General features: G+C 63.9%; 5 protein-coding genes and 1 pseudogene. 4 read left to right on the top strand and 2 right to left on the bottom strand.

Annotated elements, in window-relative coordinates; genetic code table 11:
• The first annotated feature begins 157 nt into the window (after positions 1-157).
• From ACT6Y9_RS03090 to ACT6Y9_RS03075, 4 genes are read left to right on the top strand one after another with little or no spacing between them, the layout of a single operon-like run.
• Positions 158-5,398, top strand: coding sequence for a DEAD/DEAH box helicase (locus ACT6Y9_RS03090; protein ID WP_443743476.1), 5,241 nt, complete (start codon positions 158-160; stop codon positions 5,396-5,398).
• 42 nt (positions 5,399-5,440) lie between these two features.
• Positions 5,441-8,257 carry an SNF2-related protein gene (locus ACT6Y9_RS03085; protein ID WP_443743475.1) on the top strand — a complete coding sequence of 939 codons (2,817 nt, stop codon included), beginning with the start codon at positions 5,441-5,443 and terminating at the stop codon, positions 8,255-8,257.
• Between the two features lie 14 nt (positions 8,258-8,271).
• A complete protein-coding gene (locus ACT6Y9_RS03080) occupies positions 8,272-12,228 on the top strand; it encodes an Eco57I restriction-modification methylase domain-containing protein (protein ID WP_443743474.1) in 3,957 nt (1,318 codons plus the stop codon).
• 5 nt (positions 12,229-12,233) lie between these two features.
• Positions 12,234-13,007 carry an HNH endonuclease gene (locus ACT6Y9_RS03075; RefSeq protein ID WP_443743477.1) on the top strand — a complete coding sequence of 258 codons (774 nt, stop codon included), beginning with the start codon at positions 12,234-12,236 and terminating at the stop codon, positions 13,005-13,007.
• Between the two features lie 146 nt (positions 13,008-13,153).
• Here the strand turns inward: ACT6Y9_RS03075 and ACT6Y9_RS03070 are convergent, their stop codons facing one another.
• Positions 13,154-14,038: an MFS transporter gene (locus ACT6Y9_RS03070; protein WP_443743473.1), complete on the bottom strand. Its 885-nt coding sequence runs from the start codon at positions 14,036-14,038 to the stop codon at positions 13,154-13,156.
• Between the two features lie 164 nt (positions 14,039-14,202).
• A pseudogene (locus ACT6Y9_RS03065) lies at positions 14,203-14,839 on the bottom strand (hypothetical protein); the annotation flags it as partial.

The following is a 14,839-nucleotide window of genomic DNA, read 5'->3' as shown; positions in this document are numbered from 1 at the left end:
TGGTGGAGATCTATCGTTCGACGAAGTGACCACTTCGCCGTGCGTCAGCCCTGAGCCCTGGCCTGAGGGCTACCCACAACTATGCCTGAAGAACCTAAAATCAACATTTCCCCCTCGACGCGCCTCTCTCCAGGCCGAACCGTTCAGAGCCTCAACGATGAACATCTTCGACTTCCGCGACAAACTGATCGAAAGCTACCATTCGTTCAGCCACAGCTTCACCAAGATCAACTCCTCGGACATCGCCGAAGAGGTCAACAGGGAGTGCTTCGAGAAGAAGCGCTTCTGGCCGGATCCGCTCCTGCAGATCAACCCGTGCTACAAGACGGGCGAAAGCGTCGAGGCGCTCGCGGCCAAGGGCACGCTTCATCCGCTCTGCGCGAAGATCTTCCGCGAAAAGGACGGGAAGTCGCTCCTCCTCTACAAGCATCAGGAGCAGGCCGTTGACTTCGCCGCGAAGAATCAGTCCTACGTCGTGACGACCGGCACGGGCTCGGGCAAGTCGCTCACCTTCTTCATCCCGATCGTGGACCGCATCCTGCGCGAGAAGGAGGCGGAGCGGCAGATCGGAGAGCCGGCGCCGCGCACCCGCGCGATCATCCTCTATCCGATGAACGCGCTCGCGAACTCGCAGTATGAGGAGATCGAGAAGTACCTCAAGAACATCGCGGAGAGCGTCTCCGTGCGGCGCTACACGGGGCAGGAGCGCGGGGCCGAGCGCGAGGAGCTCAAGACCAATCCGCCCGACATCCTCCTCACCAACTACATGATGCTCGAGCTCGTGCTCATGCGAGAAGGCGACCGTGAGTTCATCAAGCTCTGCGAGGGACTCGAATTCCTCGTGCTCGACGAGCTCCACACCTATCGCGGACGCCAGGGTGCCGACGTCGCGATGCTCGTGCGCCGCCTGCGCGCGCAGTTGAGGGCCGACGGGCTCGTCTGCATCGGCACGTCGGCGACGATGGCCTCGGGGAGGTCGCGCGAGGAGCAGAACGCCGCGGTCGCGAACTTCGCGAGCCGCATATTCGGAACGGACATCTCCTCCGACCGGGTGATCGGCGAGACGCTGCAGCGCGTCACCGATCCTCTCGTGGATCCGCGTGAACACCTCGGCCGCGTCGTGCGCGAAGCGGCGGCAGGCAACGTGAATCTCCCCGACTTCGAGAGCTTCCGCCGCCATCCGCTCGCCTGCTGGATCGAGCGCGAGCTCTCCGTCACGGACCAGTCCATGCGCGCGCAGCCGCGCTCCGTGGAGGAGGTCGTGTGGGCGCTCGCCGACGCCGCGGACGTTTCAAAGGCGACGGCGGCGGCGGCCCTGAAGAATTTTCTCTCCTCCTTCGGCGGAGAGGATTCGCTGCGCACCGACAAGGGCCGCAATCCCTTCCCCTTCAAGCTCCACCAGTTCCTCAGCGGCCCGGGCAAGGTCTACGTGACGCTTGAAGAGCCCGGGCGGCGCTTCGTGACTCTCGACGGCCAAGCCTGGAACAACCGCGACGGCGAAAACGTGCGTCTCTTCGAAGCGCACTTCTGCCGGGAGTGCGGCGAGGAGTACATTCCCGTCTTTGCGGTGCTGCAGGGCAGGGAGGTGCTTTGCGTGACGCCGCGCGAAATTGACGACCGGAGCCCCGAGGAAGGCGTCACCTTCGGCTTCCTCACGCCGGTGAGGCCCGGTCAGAAGTATCAGGGCGAGGTTGAGGATCTTCCCGACGACTGGGTGGAGTTCGACAAGAAGGGCGAGCTCACGGTGAAGTCGACCTTCCGCAAGGCCGTGCCGCTACGCGTGAAGCTCAACGCCGAGGGCAAGCCCGATCCCGAAGGCACGGACTTCTGGTTCCTGCCGCAGAAGTTCCGTCTCTGCGTCAACTGCCTCGTTCAATATCTGGCATACGGCAAGGACAAGAACCGTCTGATCGGCCTTTCGGGCGAGGGGCGCAGCTCGGCGACGAGCATGCTGACGCTCCAGATCCTCGAGCTCCTCTATCAGGAGCCCGCTGCGGATCCGAATCACGACTTCCGAAAGCTCCTCGGCTTCGCCGACAACCGCCAGGACGCGGCGCTCCAGGCGGGGCACTTCAACGACTTCGTCAACAACCTCATCCTGCGCGGCGGTCTCGTGAGCGTGCTGCAGAACGCTCAAGGCCCTCTGGCGCTCACGAAGATCGTCGATGCAATGATGAAGACCTTCGGGTTCGACGATCCTTTCGACGAAGCGGCCAAGCTCGAGTACCTTGCCCATTCCGTCGAGGGGGTGCAGCTCAAGACGGCCCAGGATCTCGTGCGCTTCACGATCAGCTACCGGCTGCTGCGCGACCTCGTGGACAAAAACCTCTACACCTGCCCGAGCCTTGAAAAGCTCGGACTCCTGAAGATCGACTACCTCGATCTTGACGCAAACTGCGCCGAGGACGACTTCTTCAGCGCCGCACCTGAGCTGCGCGCCATGCGGCCCGAGGAGAGGCGCTTGTTTCTGCGGGCGTTCGTCGAAGACCTGCGCCGCAGGCAGTGCATCGCTTCGCACTACTTCCTGCCCAATCAGCAGACCGAAGTGCGCGACAGGGACCATGGGCTGCTCGCGCCCCGGTGGAGCCTTTTTGGTGAGAACGCGCGCGAACTCTCGAACGGCTCCTGCTTCTCCTTCGACGAGCGCTTCAGAAAGGAGAGGAATTTTGTGGGCACCGTTTTGGGCGAGCGCTCGCAGATCGTGCGCCGTCTCGGTAAGCTCCCCGTCTGGCAGAACCTGTCGAATTCCGACGAGCGCCACAAGAAGCGATCGGGTCGCGAGGTCCTCAAAGTCATGCGCGATGCGGTCGCCGTGCTCGAGCGGATGGGTCTCCTGCGGGTGACGTCGACGAAGAAGGGCGACCAGTACCGCCTCGACGAGTCGGTGATCCTCTGGAGCATGCCTCAGACGGAGGACGCGGCCGCTTCGAACGACTTCTACCGCAGGCTTTACCTCAAGACGGCGGACATCATCGCCCGGGATGCGCGGACGCTCTTTGAGTTCGAGGCACAGGAGCACACGGCTCAGGTCTCGTCCGAAGAGCGCGAGGAGTTCGAGATGCGCTTCCGCGCCACGGCCGACGACCGCAAAGAGTGGACGAAGGAGTTCGGACGCAAGGGCGCCTTCAGGCGTCTGCCCGTCCTCTACTGCTCGCCCACGATGGAGCTCGGCATCGACATCTCGGCCCTCAACTACGTCTACATGCGCAACGTCCCGCCCACGGCCGCGAACTACGTCCAGCGCGCGGGCCGAGCGGGTCGTTCGGGCCAGCAGGCGCTGAGCCTCACTTACTGCGCCGCGCAGAGTCCGCATGACCAGTGGTTCTTCAGGCACCCCGGAGACATGGTTCAGGGCGTGGTGAAGGAGCCGACGCTCGACCTCACGAACGAGGCGCTCGTGCGCGCGCACCTGCACTCCGTCTGGATGGCGGCGGCCGAAGTGGACCTCGCGCCCTCCATCGTGGACGTGCTCGACATGGAGAAGCAGGGCGCGAAGCCCTTCCCGATCCTTGAGGAGCTCGCCGAGCGCATCCGCCGGCCCGAGGTGACGGCGCGCGCGGTCGAGCTCGGCCGCCGCGTGCTCGAGCAGATCAAGGACGACGTGAAGGCGGAGACCTGGTGCGACGCGGACTTCGTCGAGCGGACCATGGCGCGCGCGGCCGAGGACTTCGACCGCGCCTTCGACGCCTGGCGCACGCTCCTGACGGCGACGGTGCGGCAGATCGAGCAGACTTCCAAGCGGCTCGGCGACCTCAAGGGCGTTTCCGCACAGGAGCAGAAGGTGGTGAAGCGGCGCTTCGCCGAGGCCATCCAGCAGAAGAACCTCCTGATGGGGACCGTCTCGAAGGCTTCAAACAACGACTTCTATTCCTACCGCTATCTCGCAAACCAGGGGTTCCTGCCGGGCTACAACTTCCCGGCGATGCCGATGCTCGCGTGGATACCCGCCTCCGGGCCCGACGAGGACTGCACGATCCTTTCGCGCGCCCGGTTCCTCGGCATTTCGGAGTTCGGTCCGAACAACCTCATCTACCACCGCGGCCGCACCTACCGCATCCGCCGCGTGAAGATCGAGTCCGCTCAGGGGACGAGCGCGGCCGGGACGCAATTGCCGACTCAGTCCGCGGTCGTCTGCCCACACTGCGGCTACGCGCATCAACTCGACGGCCGCAGCGTCTTCAACGAGTGCGAAAACTGCGGTGGCGAGCTCACGCAGGAGGACGTGCTCACAGGCCTCTACAAGGTGACGATGGTCGAGACCGAAGAGGCCGAGCGCATCACCGTGGAGGATGAGAACCGTCAGAGTCAGGGCTTCGACATCCAGACGCTCTACCGGTTCGCCACGGCGCCGAACGGCCGGAGCTGCCGCACGACGAAGGCCTTCCTTGTGGACGGCGCCGTGATCGCCGAGCTCGACTATGCGCCCGCGGCGACGCTCTGGCGCGTGAACCTCGGCTGGCGCGGCCGGCGTAGCCAGACGATGAAGGGCTTCTACATCAACCCGCTCTCGGGCTACTGGAGCGTGCAGCAGGATGAAGCGAAGCCGCAGGCCAAGTCCGCGGCGGACGAGAGCGGTGAGATGAAGACCGAGGAAAGCCGTCAGCTCATCATTCCCTTCGTGTCGGACACGAGGAACATTCTGCTTCTGAAGCCCGTGCTTCCCGGTGGAGAAGCCTCCCTCGAGGCGATGGCGACGCTGCAGGCGGCGCTCAAGCGGGCGATCGAGCAGTACTTCCAGGTGGAGTCCTCCGAAGTGTTCGTGGAGCCCATTCCGACGTGTGCGGACCGTCAGCAGCTCCTCATCTACGAGTCGGGCGAGGGCGGGGCGGGGATTCTCCGCCGGCTCGTGAGCGACTCCAAAGCCCTTCAGGAGGTGGCCGCTGCGGCGCTGCGGCTCATGCACTACGCCTCGCCGGAAGGCGAAGGCTGGAGCGCGGAGAGAATCGAGGACTTCGATCAGAAGCCCGACTGCGTGCGCGGGTGCTACGAGTGCCTCCTCACCTACTACAACCAGCCCGACCACGCCTTGATCGACCGCCGCAATCCCGAGGTGCTCAGGTTCCTCGCGGCGCTCGCCTCGGGCGTCGAGCCCGTGGAGGCGGCCGCGGCGCCCGAGGAGACGCCGGCGGCGCAGAGCGGCACGCCCTGGGAGCGCTTCAAGCGGCTTCTCGCCGGGTGTGGCGGGGCGCTCCCCGACAAGGAGCCGCACCACTTCAAACGCCTCGGCATCAGCGTAGCTGCGGCATACTCCGCGAACCGGACGGTGCTCATAGCGGAGCCGCTCTCCGCCGACGACCTAGAGGCGCTCGATGAAGTCGGCTGGCAGGTGATCGACCTCACCGACGAATCGCAGTGGGAGGCCGTGATCGCCGCCCACCGGGATGTCTTTGGGTGCTGAATCCATCAAGAACAAAAGAACTGAGAACGGAAAAAGAACAAAATGGCTAACCTCTATCCTCCGGGGACGCTGGTGCGCGCCCGCCGACGCGACTGGGTCGTGCAGTCGGGCTCCACGTCGGACTGGCTGCGGCTGCGGCCCATGGGCGGCGCTGAAGACGAGGTGACGGAGCTCGCGCCCGCACTCGAAACGGACCCCGTGGCGCTCGCACAGTTCCCCGAGCCCGACCCGCAGCGGGTGGGGCCCTTCTTTTCCGCGGAGCTTCTCTACAACGCCCTGCGCTTTCAGTTGAGAAACGGCGCGGGTCCCTTTCGCTCCTTCGGCTCCATCGCCGTGGAGCCGCGCTCCTACCAGCTCGTGCCCCTCCTGTTGGCGATGAAGAAGCAGGTCGTGCGGCTCCTGATCGCCGACGACGTCGGCATCGGCAAGACGATCGAGGCAGGCCTCATCGTGCGCGAGCTCCTTGAGCGCGGCGAGATCAACCGCTTCGCCGTGCTCTGTCCGCCGCACCTCGTCGAGCAGTGGGTCGCCGAGCTCGAGAACCGCTTCAACCTCAAGGCGGCAGCGCTCACGGGCGCGACCGCCGCGCGGCTCGAGCGCCTCCTGCCGCACGGGAAGTCGATGTCGGACGTCTATCCGCACCTCGTCGTCTCGCTCGACTACATCAAGAGCGAGCGCCACCGCGACTACTTCCACTCGATGAACTTCGAGATGATCGTGGTGGACGAGGCGCACACCTGCACGAAGCTCTCGGGCACGCCGAAGTCGAAGCAGCTGCGCTTCGACCTTCTGAAGATGCTCTCCGAGGATCCCGAGCGCCACATGATCCTCCTCACGGCGACGCCGCACTCGGGCAACGAAGAAGGGTTCTTCAACCTGCTCTCGCTCCTCGACCCGAAATTCGCCGGGCTCGGCGCTGCGAGGGGCAAGGAGCGGGAGAAGCTTCGTCAGGAGCTTGCAGATCATTTCGTCCAACGCCGCCGCATCGACATCTCCGAGTGGAGGGTTGCGAAGGACGACCGCGCGGTGGGCTTCCCCACGCGCATGACGGCCGAATGCCCGTACGAGCTTTCGTCCAAGGCCGAAGCCTTTCTCACGGCGATCCGCGACTTCTGCCGCGACATGATGGCGAAGGCGGACCCGGATTCGGGAGCGGCGCGCATGCTCGGCTACACCGTGATCTCGATGCTGCGCTGCGCGTCCTCCTCGCCCGCCGCGGCCGTGCAGATGCTGCGCAACCGCATCGGCGACGCGGGCGAGGCCGTTGCGCTCGACGCCCTCGAGATGGAGGATGAGTTCGGCGAGCCCGAAGACGACGTCGTGAACGACGTGGAGCCCGCGGCTCCGGGCGCCGGGCACGAAGAGGAGCGGCGCCTTCTCAAGATGGCGCTTGCCCTCGAGGCGTCTCCCAAGGACGACGCGAAGCTCGGGGAAGTCCTCCGCTGCGTGAAGAAGCTCGTGGCCGAAGGGTTCAATCCGGTGGTCTTCTGCCGCTACGTCGCGACGGCGCACTACGTCGCCGATGCGCTCAAGGCCGCCTTCAAGTCCGACAAGGCGCTCGTCGTCGAGTGCGTCACGGGCGAATTCGTCCCGGAGGAGCGCCGCGCGAAGGTGGACGCCCTCGGCGAAGCGGAAAAGCGCGTCCTCGTCGCCACGGACTGCCTCTCCGAAGGCATCAACCTGCAGGAGCAGATGAACGCGGTCGTGCACTACGACCTCGCGTGGAATCCGACTCGGCACGAGCAGCGCGAAGGCCGCATCGACCGTTTCGGGCAGCGCTCGCACGAAGTGCGCGCCCTCATGCTCTACGGCAAGGACAATCCCGTGGACGGCTTCATTCTCGACGTGATCATTAAGAAGAGCGAGCGCATCCGCAAGAGCCTCGGCGTGACGGTGCCGGTGCCCATGGACCACGACTTCATCGGGCAGGCGCTGCTCGAGGCCGCGCTCTTCCGCAGGAAGCCCGGCACGGCGGACGACGCCCAGGGGGCGCTCTTTGAAGAAGAGGAGCTCAAGCAGTTGAAGGTCGTGAAGGAGCTCGAGCTCTCCTGGATGAATGCGTTGGAGAACATGAAGAAGACCAACACCATCTTCGCGCAGAACGCCATCAAGCCCGACGCGGTCTACCCGCTCTGGGAGGCGCAGCGCGAGGCGTTGGGCGGCCACGGCGACGTGGAGGGCTTCTGCCGCGAGGCGGCGGCCGGCATCGGCTTCCGGTTCGAGCCCATGAGAAACGGCCTCTTCCGGTTGCCGCTCGAGTCCGTGAAGTTCGAGAGCATCGCCGAGCGTCTGCGCGACGAAGGGTTCGGCGGCGACGCCGTCGTGGACTTCGAGGCGCTTCACCGCTCCTCGCCCCTCGTGAACGCGCTCGCCGAAGGCATCGTGAACGAGGCGCTCGCGGGCGAATCGCGCACGGTCGTGCGCTGCGCCGTGACGGAGTCGGTCGAGGTGGAGAAGCTCACCCGCGTCTATCTGCTGCGGCTGCGCTTTCAGATGCGCATCGCCTACCGCAACCAGACGAGGCGCTTCCTGATGGCCGAGGAGATTCTGCCGGTCGCCGCGGCCGGACGCCACGACGTCGAATGGCGCGTTTCGCCCGAGGTGCGCGACCTCATCCACTTCAAGGCGCGTGGGAATCTGTCGGCCGATTTCTGCGCGAAGCAGATCAAGGGCGCGGAGACGCTCCTGCGCGAGAATGCGGCGAAGCTCCAGGAGATCGCCCGGCTGCGCGCCGAGGCGCTCCTCGCCGACCACAACCGCGTCAAGGACTTCACCGCAGACGGATCCGTTGCGGAGGTCTCCCCCTGTCTGCCCGTGGACGTCATGGGCGTCTTCGTCATCCTCCCCGCTGAAGACTGATGGGAGCGCACGCGATGAACCACACGATGAACAACTTCACCACCTGCGAACTTCAGGGAAAGCTCTTCCTCCACGATCAGATCCAGAAGGCCTTCGTGAGGAAGAACGAACGCCAGAAGGACGAGGACTACGCGCTCCCGCCCGGCATCACGATCAAGGAGGAGTGCTCTCGGTCCTTCCGCATCGCCCAGTCCTCCTGGGGGCAGTTCTATCAGCAGATCTCCCGTCCCGGAGCGGACGAGAACACGATCCGCGAGGCGACCTTCGCCTTCGCCGAGAACCTCTTCAAGTCCGCGCTCGGCTACAACTTCACGCGCGTGAAGGAGCGCATGCCGGTGGGCGACCGCGGCTTCGCCGTTCATGCGCTCGTGAACGACCTGCCGGTCGTCATCGTTTCCGGCGTTGCGCTTGACGAACTGCGCGCGGAGCTCGCGATTGAGAACGGCGGGCGCAGCAAAAAGACCGCCTTCCAGGCGATTCAGGAGTTTCTGAACGCTTCGGACGCGCACACCTGGGGCTTCGCCTTCAACGGCCGGCGCGTGCGGCTTGTGCGCGACGCCATGTCGCTCACGCGCCCGAGCTACCTCGAATTCAATCTCGAGGAGATCTTTGGGTCGGAGTCCTTTTCTGAGTACCTGCAGCTCTGGGCGGTGCTTCACGCTTCACGCACGACGGTGCTGCAGGGCGAGAACGTCTGGGACTGTTGGGTGCGTCTCGGCGAAGAGAACGGCCAGCCGGTGCGGGACCGCCTCTCCTCCCACGTGCAGGAGGCGCTCTACGTGCTCGGAAACGGCTTCCTTGCGGAGCCGCGGAACGACGCGTTGAGAGACGCGCTCGACAAGGGCGAGCTCTCGGCCGAGGAGTACGTGCACGAGCTCCTGCGCCTGATGTACCGCTTCCTCTTCGTCTTCTGCCTCGAGGAGCGCGGGCTCATCCACACCGAAGCGACGGATGACGCCGGGCGCCTCGCCGCCGAGCGCTACCAGGCGGGCTATTCGCTGCACCGCTACCGCGATCAATCGACGAAGCGCCGCTTTGCAAACCGCTACGAGGACGCCTGGGAGTCAGTGCGGATCGTTTTCCGCGCGCTTGACCGGGGCGAGCCGATGCTCGCGCTCCCGGCCCTGGGCGGCCTCTTCGACGCAGACAACTGCCTGTGGATTGACCGGTCGGCGCTCTCCAACAAGGCCTTTTTCGAGGCAATGAAGCTACTGCGGTGGGCGACCATCGACGACGTCACGGCCCCGATCGACTACAAGAACCTCGGCACGGAAGAGCTGGGGAGCGTCTACGAAGGCCTTCTCGAACTCGTTCCCGTGGTGAACGTCACCGAACGCACGCTCATGTTCATGGGCCGCACGACCGCGAACGACCGCAAGAGTTCGGGGAGCTACTACACGCCCGACGCCCTGGTGCAGAACCTCATCAGGACCGCGCTCGACCCGGTCCTGAAGGAGACGCTCGCGAAGAATCCGACGGATCCCGTCAACGCGCTCCTCGGGCTCCGCGTGATCGACCCGACCTGCGGCAGCGGCCACTTCCTCCTTGCGGCCGCCCGCCGCATTGCGGAGTCGCTCGCCCTTGCGCAGTCGCCCGACGGCGTCGTGACGCCGGACCGCTACCGCGACGCGCTGCGCCTGGTGATCCAACACTGCATCTACGGCGTGGACATCAATCCGCTCGCCGTTGAGCTCGCGCGCATGGCGCTCTGGCTCGAGGGTTTCTCGCGCGGGAAACCCCTCTCCTTCCTCGACCATCACCTGAAGGTGGGCAACACCGTGGTGGGCGTCGCCAACGTGCGGCAGCTGCAGTACGGGATCGCCAGGAAGGCCTTCAAGCCGCTTGCGGGCGACGATGCCGCCGTCTGCCGGAAGCTCGGGAATGAGAATGCCCAGGGATTGGGGCTTCTCATCGCCACTGTGCAGGACGCCGCAGACGGGAACGCCTCGCTTTTCGATGAGGACTCCATGCTCGACGACCTCACGATGATCGAGAGCATGCCTTCGGAGACGCTCGAGGACGAGCGCCTCAAGGAAGAGGCCTACCGCCGGTATCTTGAGCGGCGGGCCGGCAACGCGCTCCTGCAGCAGTGCGACGTCTACATGGCGGCCTACCTGAGTCCAAAGACGGCCGAAACGGAGGCGTTGGTGCCGACCACGCGGCTCCTCGGGCTTCTCCTCACGGGTGACGTGGATCTCGGCGAGGAAGACCGAAAGCGCGTGGACTATGCGCAGGACTTCTGCCGCCGCAAGAAGGTGTTCCACTGGCCGGTGGAGTTCGCGTCGGTGCTCGCCCACGGGGGCTTCGACTGCATCCTCGGCAACCCGCCGTGGGACAAGGCGAAGGTCGAGGACAAGAAGTGGTGGGCGGTGCGCAACCCCGCCATCGCCAACGCCGGCAAGGCCGCGGACCGCAAGAAGATGATCGGGGCGCTCGAAGAGGGCGTCTATCACCTGAGATACGGCGGCATGGAGCACTACCTGGGCGTCGTCGCCGAGAGCGAGAAGGCGCTCTTCGCGCTCTATCAGGAGGCGCAGCAGCAGGCTGCGGCCGCCTCCGTCTACGGGCATCTTGACGCGAAGGAGGGCGGTCGCTTCTCGCTCACGGGCTGCGGCGACACGAATCTCTACGCGTACGTCGCGGAGACGATGCTCAACCTGCGCAAACCCGGCGGCGCCATCGGCATCGTCGTGCCGCCGGGCCTGGTGACGGACGACGCCACGAAGGCCTTTGCCCAGAAGGTGCTCGACGGGCAGATCTCGAACCTCTACCAGTTCGACAACACAGAGAAGATCTTCCCGATTGACAGCCGTTATTCCTTTGCCCTGATCACATTCCGCGAGTCCGAGGAGATGGAGTGCGTCTTCTATGCGAGCAACGTGGCGCATCTCTCCGATCCGGTGAGAAAAGTGGTGTTCGAGAAGGGGGACTTCCAGAAGTTCAATCCGAATACAGGGACGTGCTTGTTTGTGAGGACAAAGCGTGATCTCGAGCTTTGCCGGAAGATCTATGACAATTGCGGCGGCGTTTTTGTCAGAGAGGATTCAGAGTCGGGTAACCCGTGGGGGCTGCGCACGTTGCGAATGTTTGACATGTCGACCGACAGTTCGCTCTTCTTGAGTACCAAAGAGTCTGCCGACTGCGTCCCTTTGTTTGAAGGGAAGATGATTCATCAGTATGACAGTAGGTTTGCTGGCTTTGTAGAAGAGGAGAAAGAGGGGGGCGCAATGGTCGCTGAAGATTCTACCGACAAAGATAAGGAGTGTTGTTCGTATGTTGTGAGCCCAAGGTTTTTTGTTCTAAGCAATAACGTTGATAATTGTTTCAAGGATAGATTCGGGAGGCGTTTCTGGGCTAAGAAGTGGATGCTTGCGATGAGGAGCATTTCTAGTCCTACGAACAGGAGGTCTGTGATAGCATCTGTATTGCCGTCCTATATGGGAGCTGGGAATAGTATCAGTATTTTGTTGCCCAACGTGTCCGATAGATTGGCCTCGTGTTTATTGGCAAATCTGAATTCGATTGTTGTCGATTATATTGATCGAATAAAACAAAGTGGACCAAATCTTAATTTTTTCATCATTAAGCAGCTGCCAATATTGACCCCTAATGCATTTGATGGTGAAGATATGGAATACATCTCGTCCAGAGTGGCGAGGCTAACTAGAAATGATACGTTAACGAATAAGGTGTGGCTTACTGAATATTCTTGTGAAAAGTATCAGGGCCAGCGTCGTCGCCTTGAAATTACTTCGGAGTTGGATGCATATTTTGCTCATCTGTATGAGCTGACTCGTGCCGATCTTCAGTACATATTGGATCCAACAGTTGAGTTTGGAGATGACTATCCATCCATCACATTCCCCGGCTTGAAGCGCGATGAAATCAAGGAGTACGGCGAGTATTTGACGCAGCGCCTCGTTCTCGAGGCCTACGACAAGCTTGCGGAGACGAGATTCGCAAAGGCGTGACCGCGATGATTTCAAGAGTGTTTGCTGAGAAGGTGTTGTTCGACGTTGCCGGAATGGAGGTCGACAACACCCCGGAAGGCGGCCTGCGTTTCTTCGCTTTGCGCCGTCCTGACGTGGGCGGACTGGCGGAGGGCTTCGGACCGGACGGTCAGGCGGCCGCCCTCACGGTGACGTTTGACCGGACCGGCGCCGGACGGGAGATGAGGAAGCTCCTCACGGCGCAGGAACCGGGAGCCGCGGGGCTGGAGTTCCGCGACGACGAGGCGTTCGTTGCGTTCACCCGGCAGCTGCGCGTCTGCGTTCACGCGCTGCCCGAGAAGATTGAGGACGGTGCTCTCAACAACGAGGACGATTCGGAGTTTGATCCGGCCCTCGAAGAGACAGAAGCCGAAGCTCTGAGGAAGGAGCGCCGCGGTCAGGACCTCTATCGGCGGCGGCTCGAGGCGGTCTGGAGTGGGCGGTGCGCCGTCACGGGGATTTCCGCGAAGACGGTGCTCCGTGCGAGCCACGCCAAGGCCTGGAAGGACTGTCGGACGGGCAGTGAGCGCGTGAGCGGCTTCAACGGCCTGCTTCTCTGCGCGAATCTCGACGCACTCTTCGACAAGCACGAAATCACGTTTTCGCCGGAAGGAGACCTCCTGGTCTCGAAGACGCTTTCGGACGAGGACAAGCGCCTCCTTGGGCTCGACCACCCCATCCGCATCGCGCTGCAACCCGAGCACGAACCCTTCATGAAGTGGCACCGCGAGCAGTTCGAGGCGCGGGAGAAGAACGCTTAGATTCGAATTGACGTCTTCCGCAGACAAGAAGAAGGCCACAGCCCGGAATTCCGGATACTGCGGCCTTGTCGTCTTCTCTTCTCACGCTCGGGACTAGATGGCGCCCCGGCCCCGAAGCGTGGAATGAAGCCTCGGAAGTGCTGTCTTTAGGCGGCGCTCCCGACCACCGTCGAGTTCGCGGCGGCACCCTGTCCGTAGACCTGACGCTGCATCGCGATGGCCGAGCCGATCGCCATCAGCGAGAGGACGACCACGTAGAAGCCAAGACCGAGGCTGCCGAACGTGTCCGGATGGAGTTTCCCGTAGGTGTGCAGCGCAAACGCGAGCTGCGGCGTCACGGCGCCCGAGAGGGCGTAGGCGATGTTGTACGCGAACGAGATGCCGGAGAAGCGGATGCGGGCCGGGAAGACGTCGCTCATGAAGATCGGGCAGAGGTTGTAGAGCCCCGCGAAGAAGCAGACGGCGACGTACCAGGCACAGACCGTGCTCGTCATGGGTGAAGCCGTGTAGAGCGAGTGGAAGAACCCGAGGCCGGCGACGGCGAAGCCGACGGCATAGACCGTGCAGACGCGGGCGGGATTCATGCGGTCCGAAAGGAACCCGGAGATCACGCTCGAGGAGACGATCGCGACGATGCCGGCCATCTGGAAGTACGTGGTCTCAAAGGGCGAGAACTTGAGCACGCCCGAGACGAAGCCTGGCATCAGGAGAATGAAGATCACGATGCAGCCCGTGAGGACCCAGGTGATCACCATCGAGAGGTAGACGCCGAAGCGCGAGGTCTTGACGACTTCTTCGAGCGGGAACTTCGCGAGGGCCTTGCTCTCGCGCATCTTCTTAAAGACCGGGGTCTCCTGGAGGAAGCGGCGCAGATAGATCGAGATCAGATCGAAGATGCCGCCAAGAACGAACGGAACGCGCCAGGCCCAGTCGGCGAGTTCGGCGGGGAGGTGGTAGGGAAACCCTGAAGTAGAGCCGGGTTTGAAAGGTGTGCCTCGCAGGAGAAGGAAGGGCGCAGAGTAGATAAGCAATGTCCGTGCCGAACCGTTAGAACGCCGCGAAAGACCCGGAGAGGCGGGCGGCCCGAAGCATGCGCGATGAACCTCACCCGGGCACTCGATGCACGCCTCTGGTGCGTGCCCTTCGAGGTGCGGGCGCGGCCCGCCGGTGACGGGCGGTCAGAGGCGGATGGAGCTCAGAAGAGCGCGTCCTGCTGCGGCGCGCCTTTGGGGCGCTCCTCCTTCTTCGAGAGGAGCGTGCCCGCGAGGTATTCATCCATCCAGGCTGAGACGACTGAGCGCGGCAACTGCAGCGTCCGGGCGACCGTCTCCACGGAGCCGCCCTTCTGAAAGGCGGCGAGCGCCTCGGTCTTGAGGGCGTCGTCCAAGGGGGTGGGCTTTCTGCGGCGGCGGCTCTTCTTCTTCGGGGTGCCGGCCGCGGGAGACTCTCCCGAAGTCTTCTCGTTGCGCGTCCGGCGCTTCCCCGGCGCCTTCGTCGCCGCGGCCTCAGACTTCTCCTTCGTCGCCCTGCGGCGCCGGCGCTTCGGGGCCGAATCCGGGTGTTCGGCCGCAAAGGCCTCTTCGGTGGCGAGGTCTCCGAAGGGAATGGCTTCCGCGACGGGCGCGGCGGCGGGGACGGGCGGGTGACGGACCTCCGGCGCAGTCCCTTCCGGCAGCTCCTCCGGCTGCGCTTCAGCGGAACCGGAGGTTTCAGCGGGGGCGTCCCGAGACGCATCAGACGCTTCAGGCATTTGAGGCGCCTGAGGCTTCTCAGGTAGCTCGGGCGTCTGCGTATGGAGGAGCGGCGAGTCGGGGGTGTAGTTCTCCGTCTTC

It is taken from the genome of Sutterella sp., assembly GCF_052272535.1.
Taxonomy (GTDB): domain Bacteria; phylum Pseudomonadota; class Gammaproteobacteria; order Burkholderiales; family Burkholderiaceae_F; genus Sutterella.
This window is presented reverse-complemented; position numbering and strand designations above follow the sequence as displayed.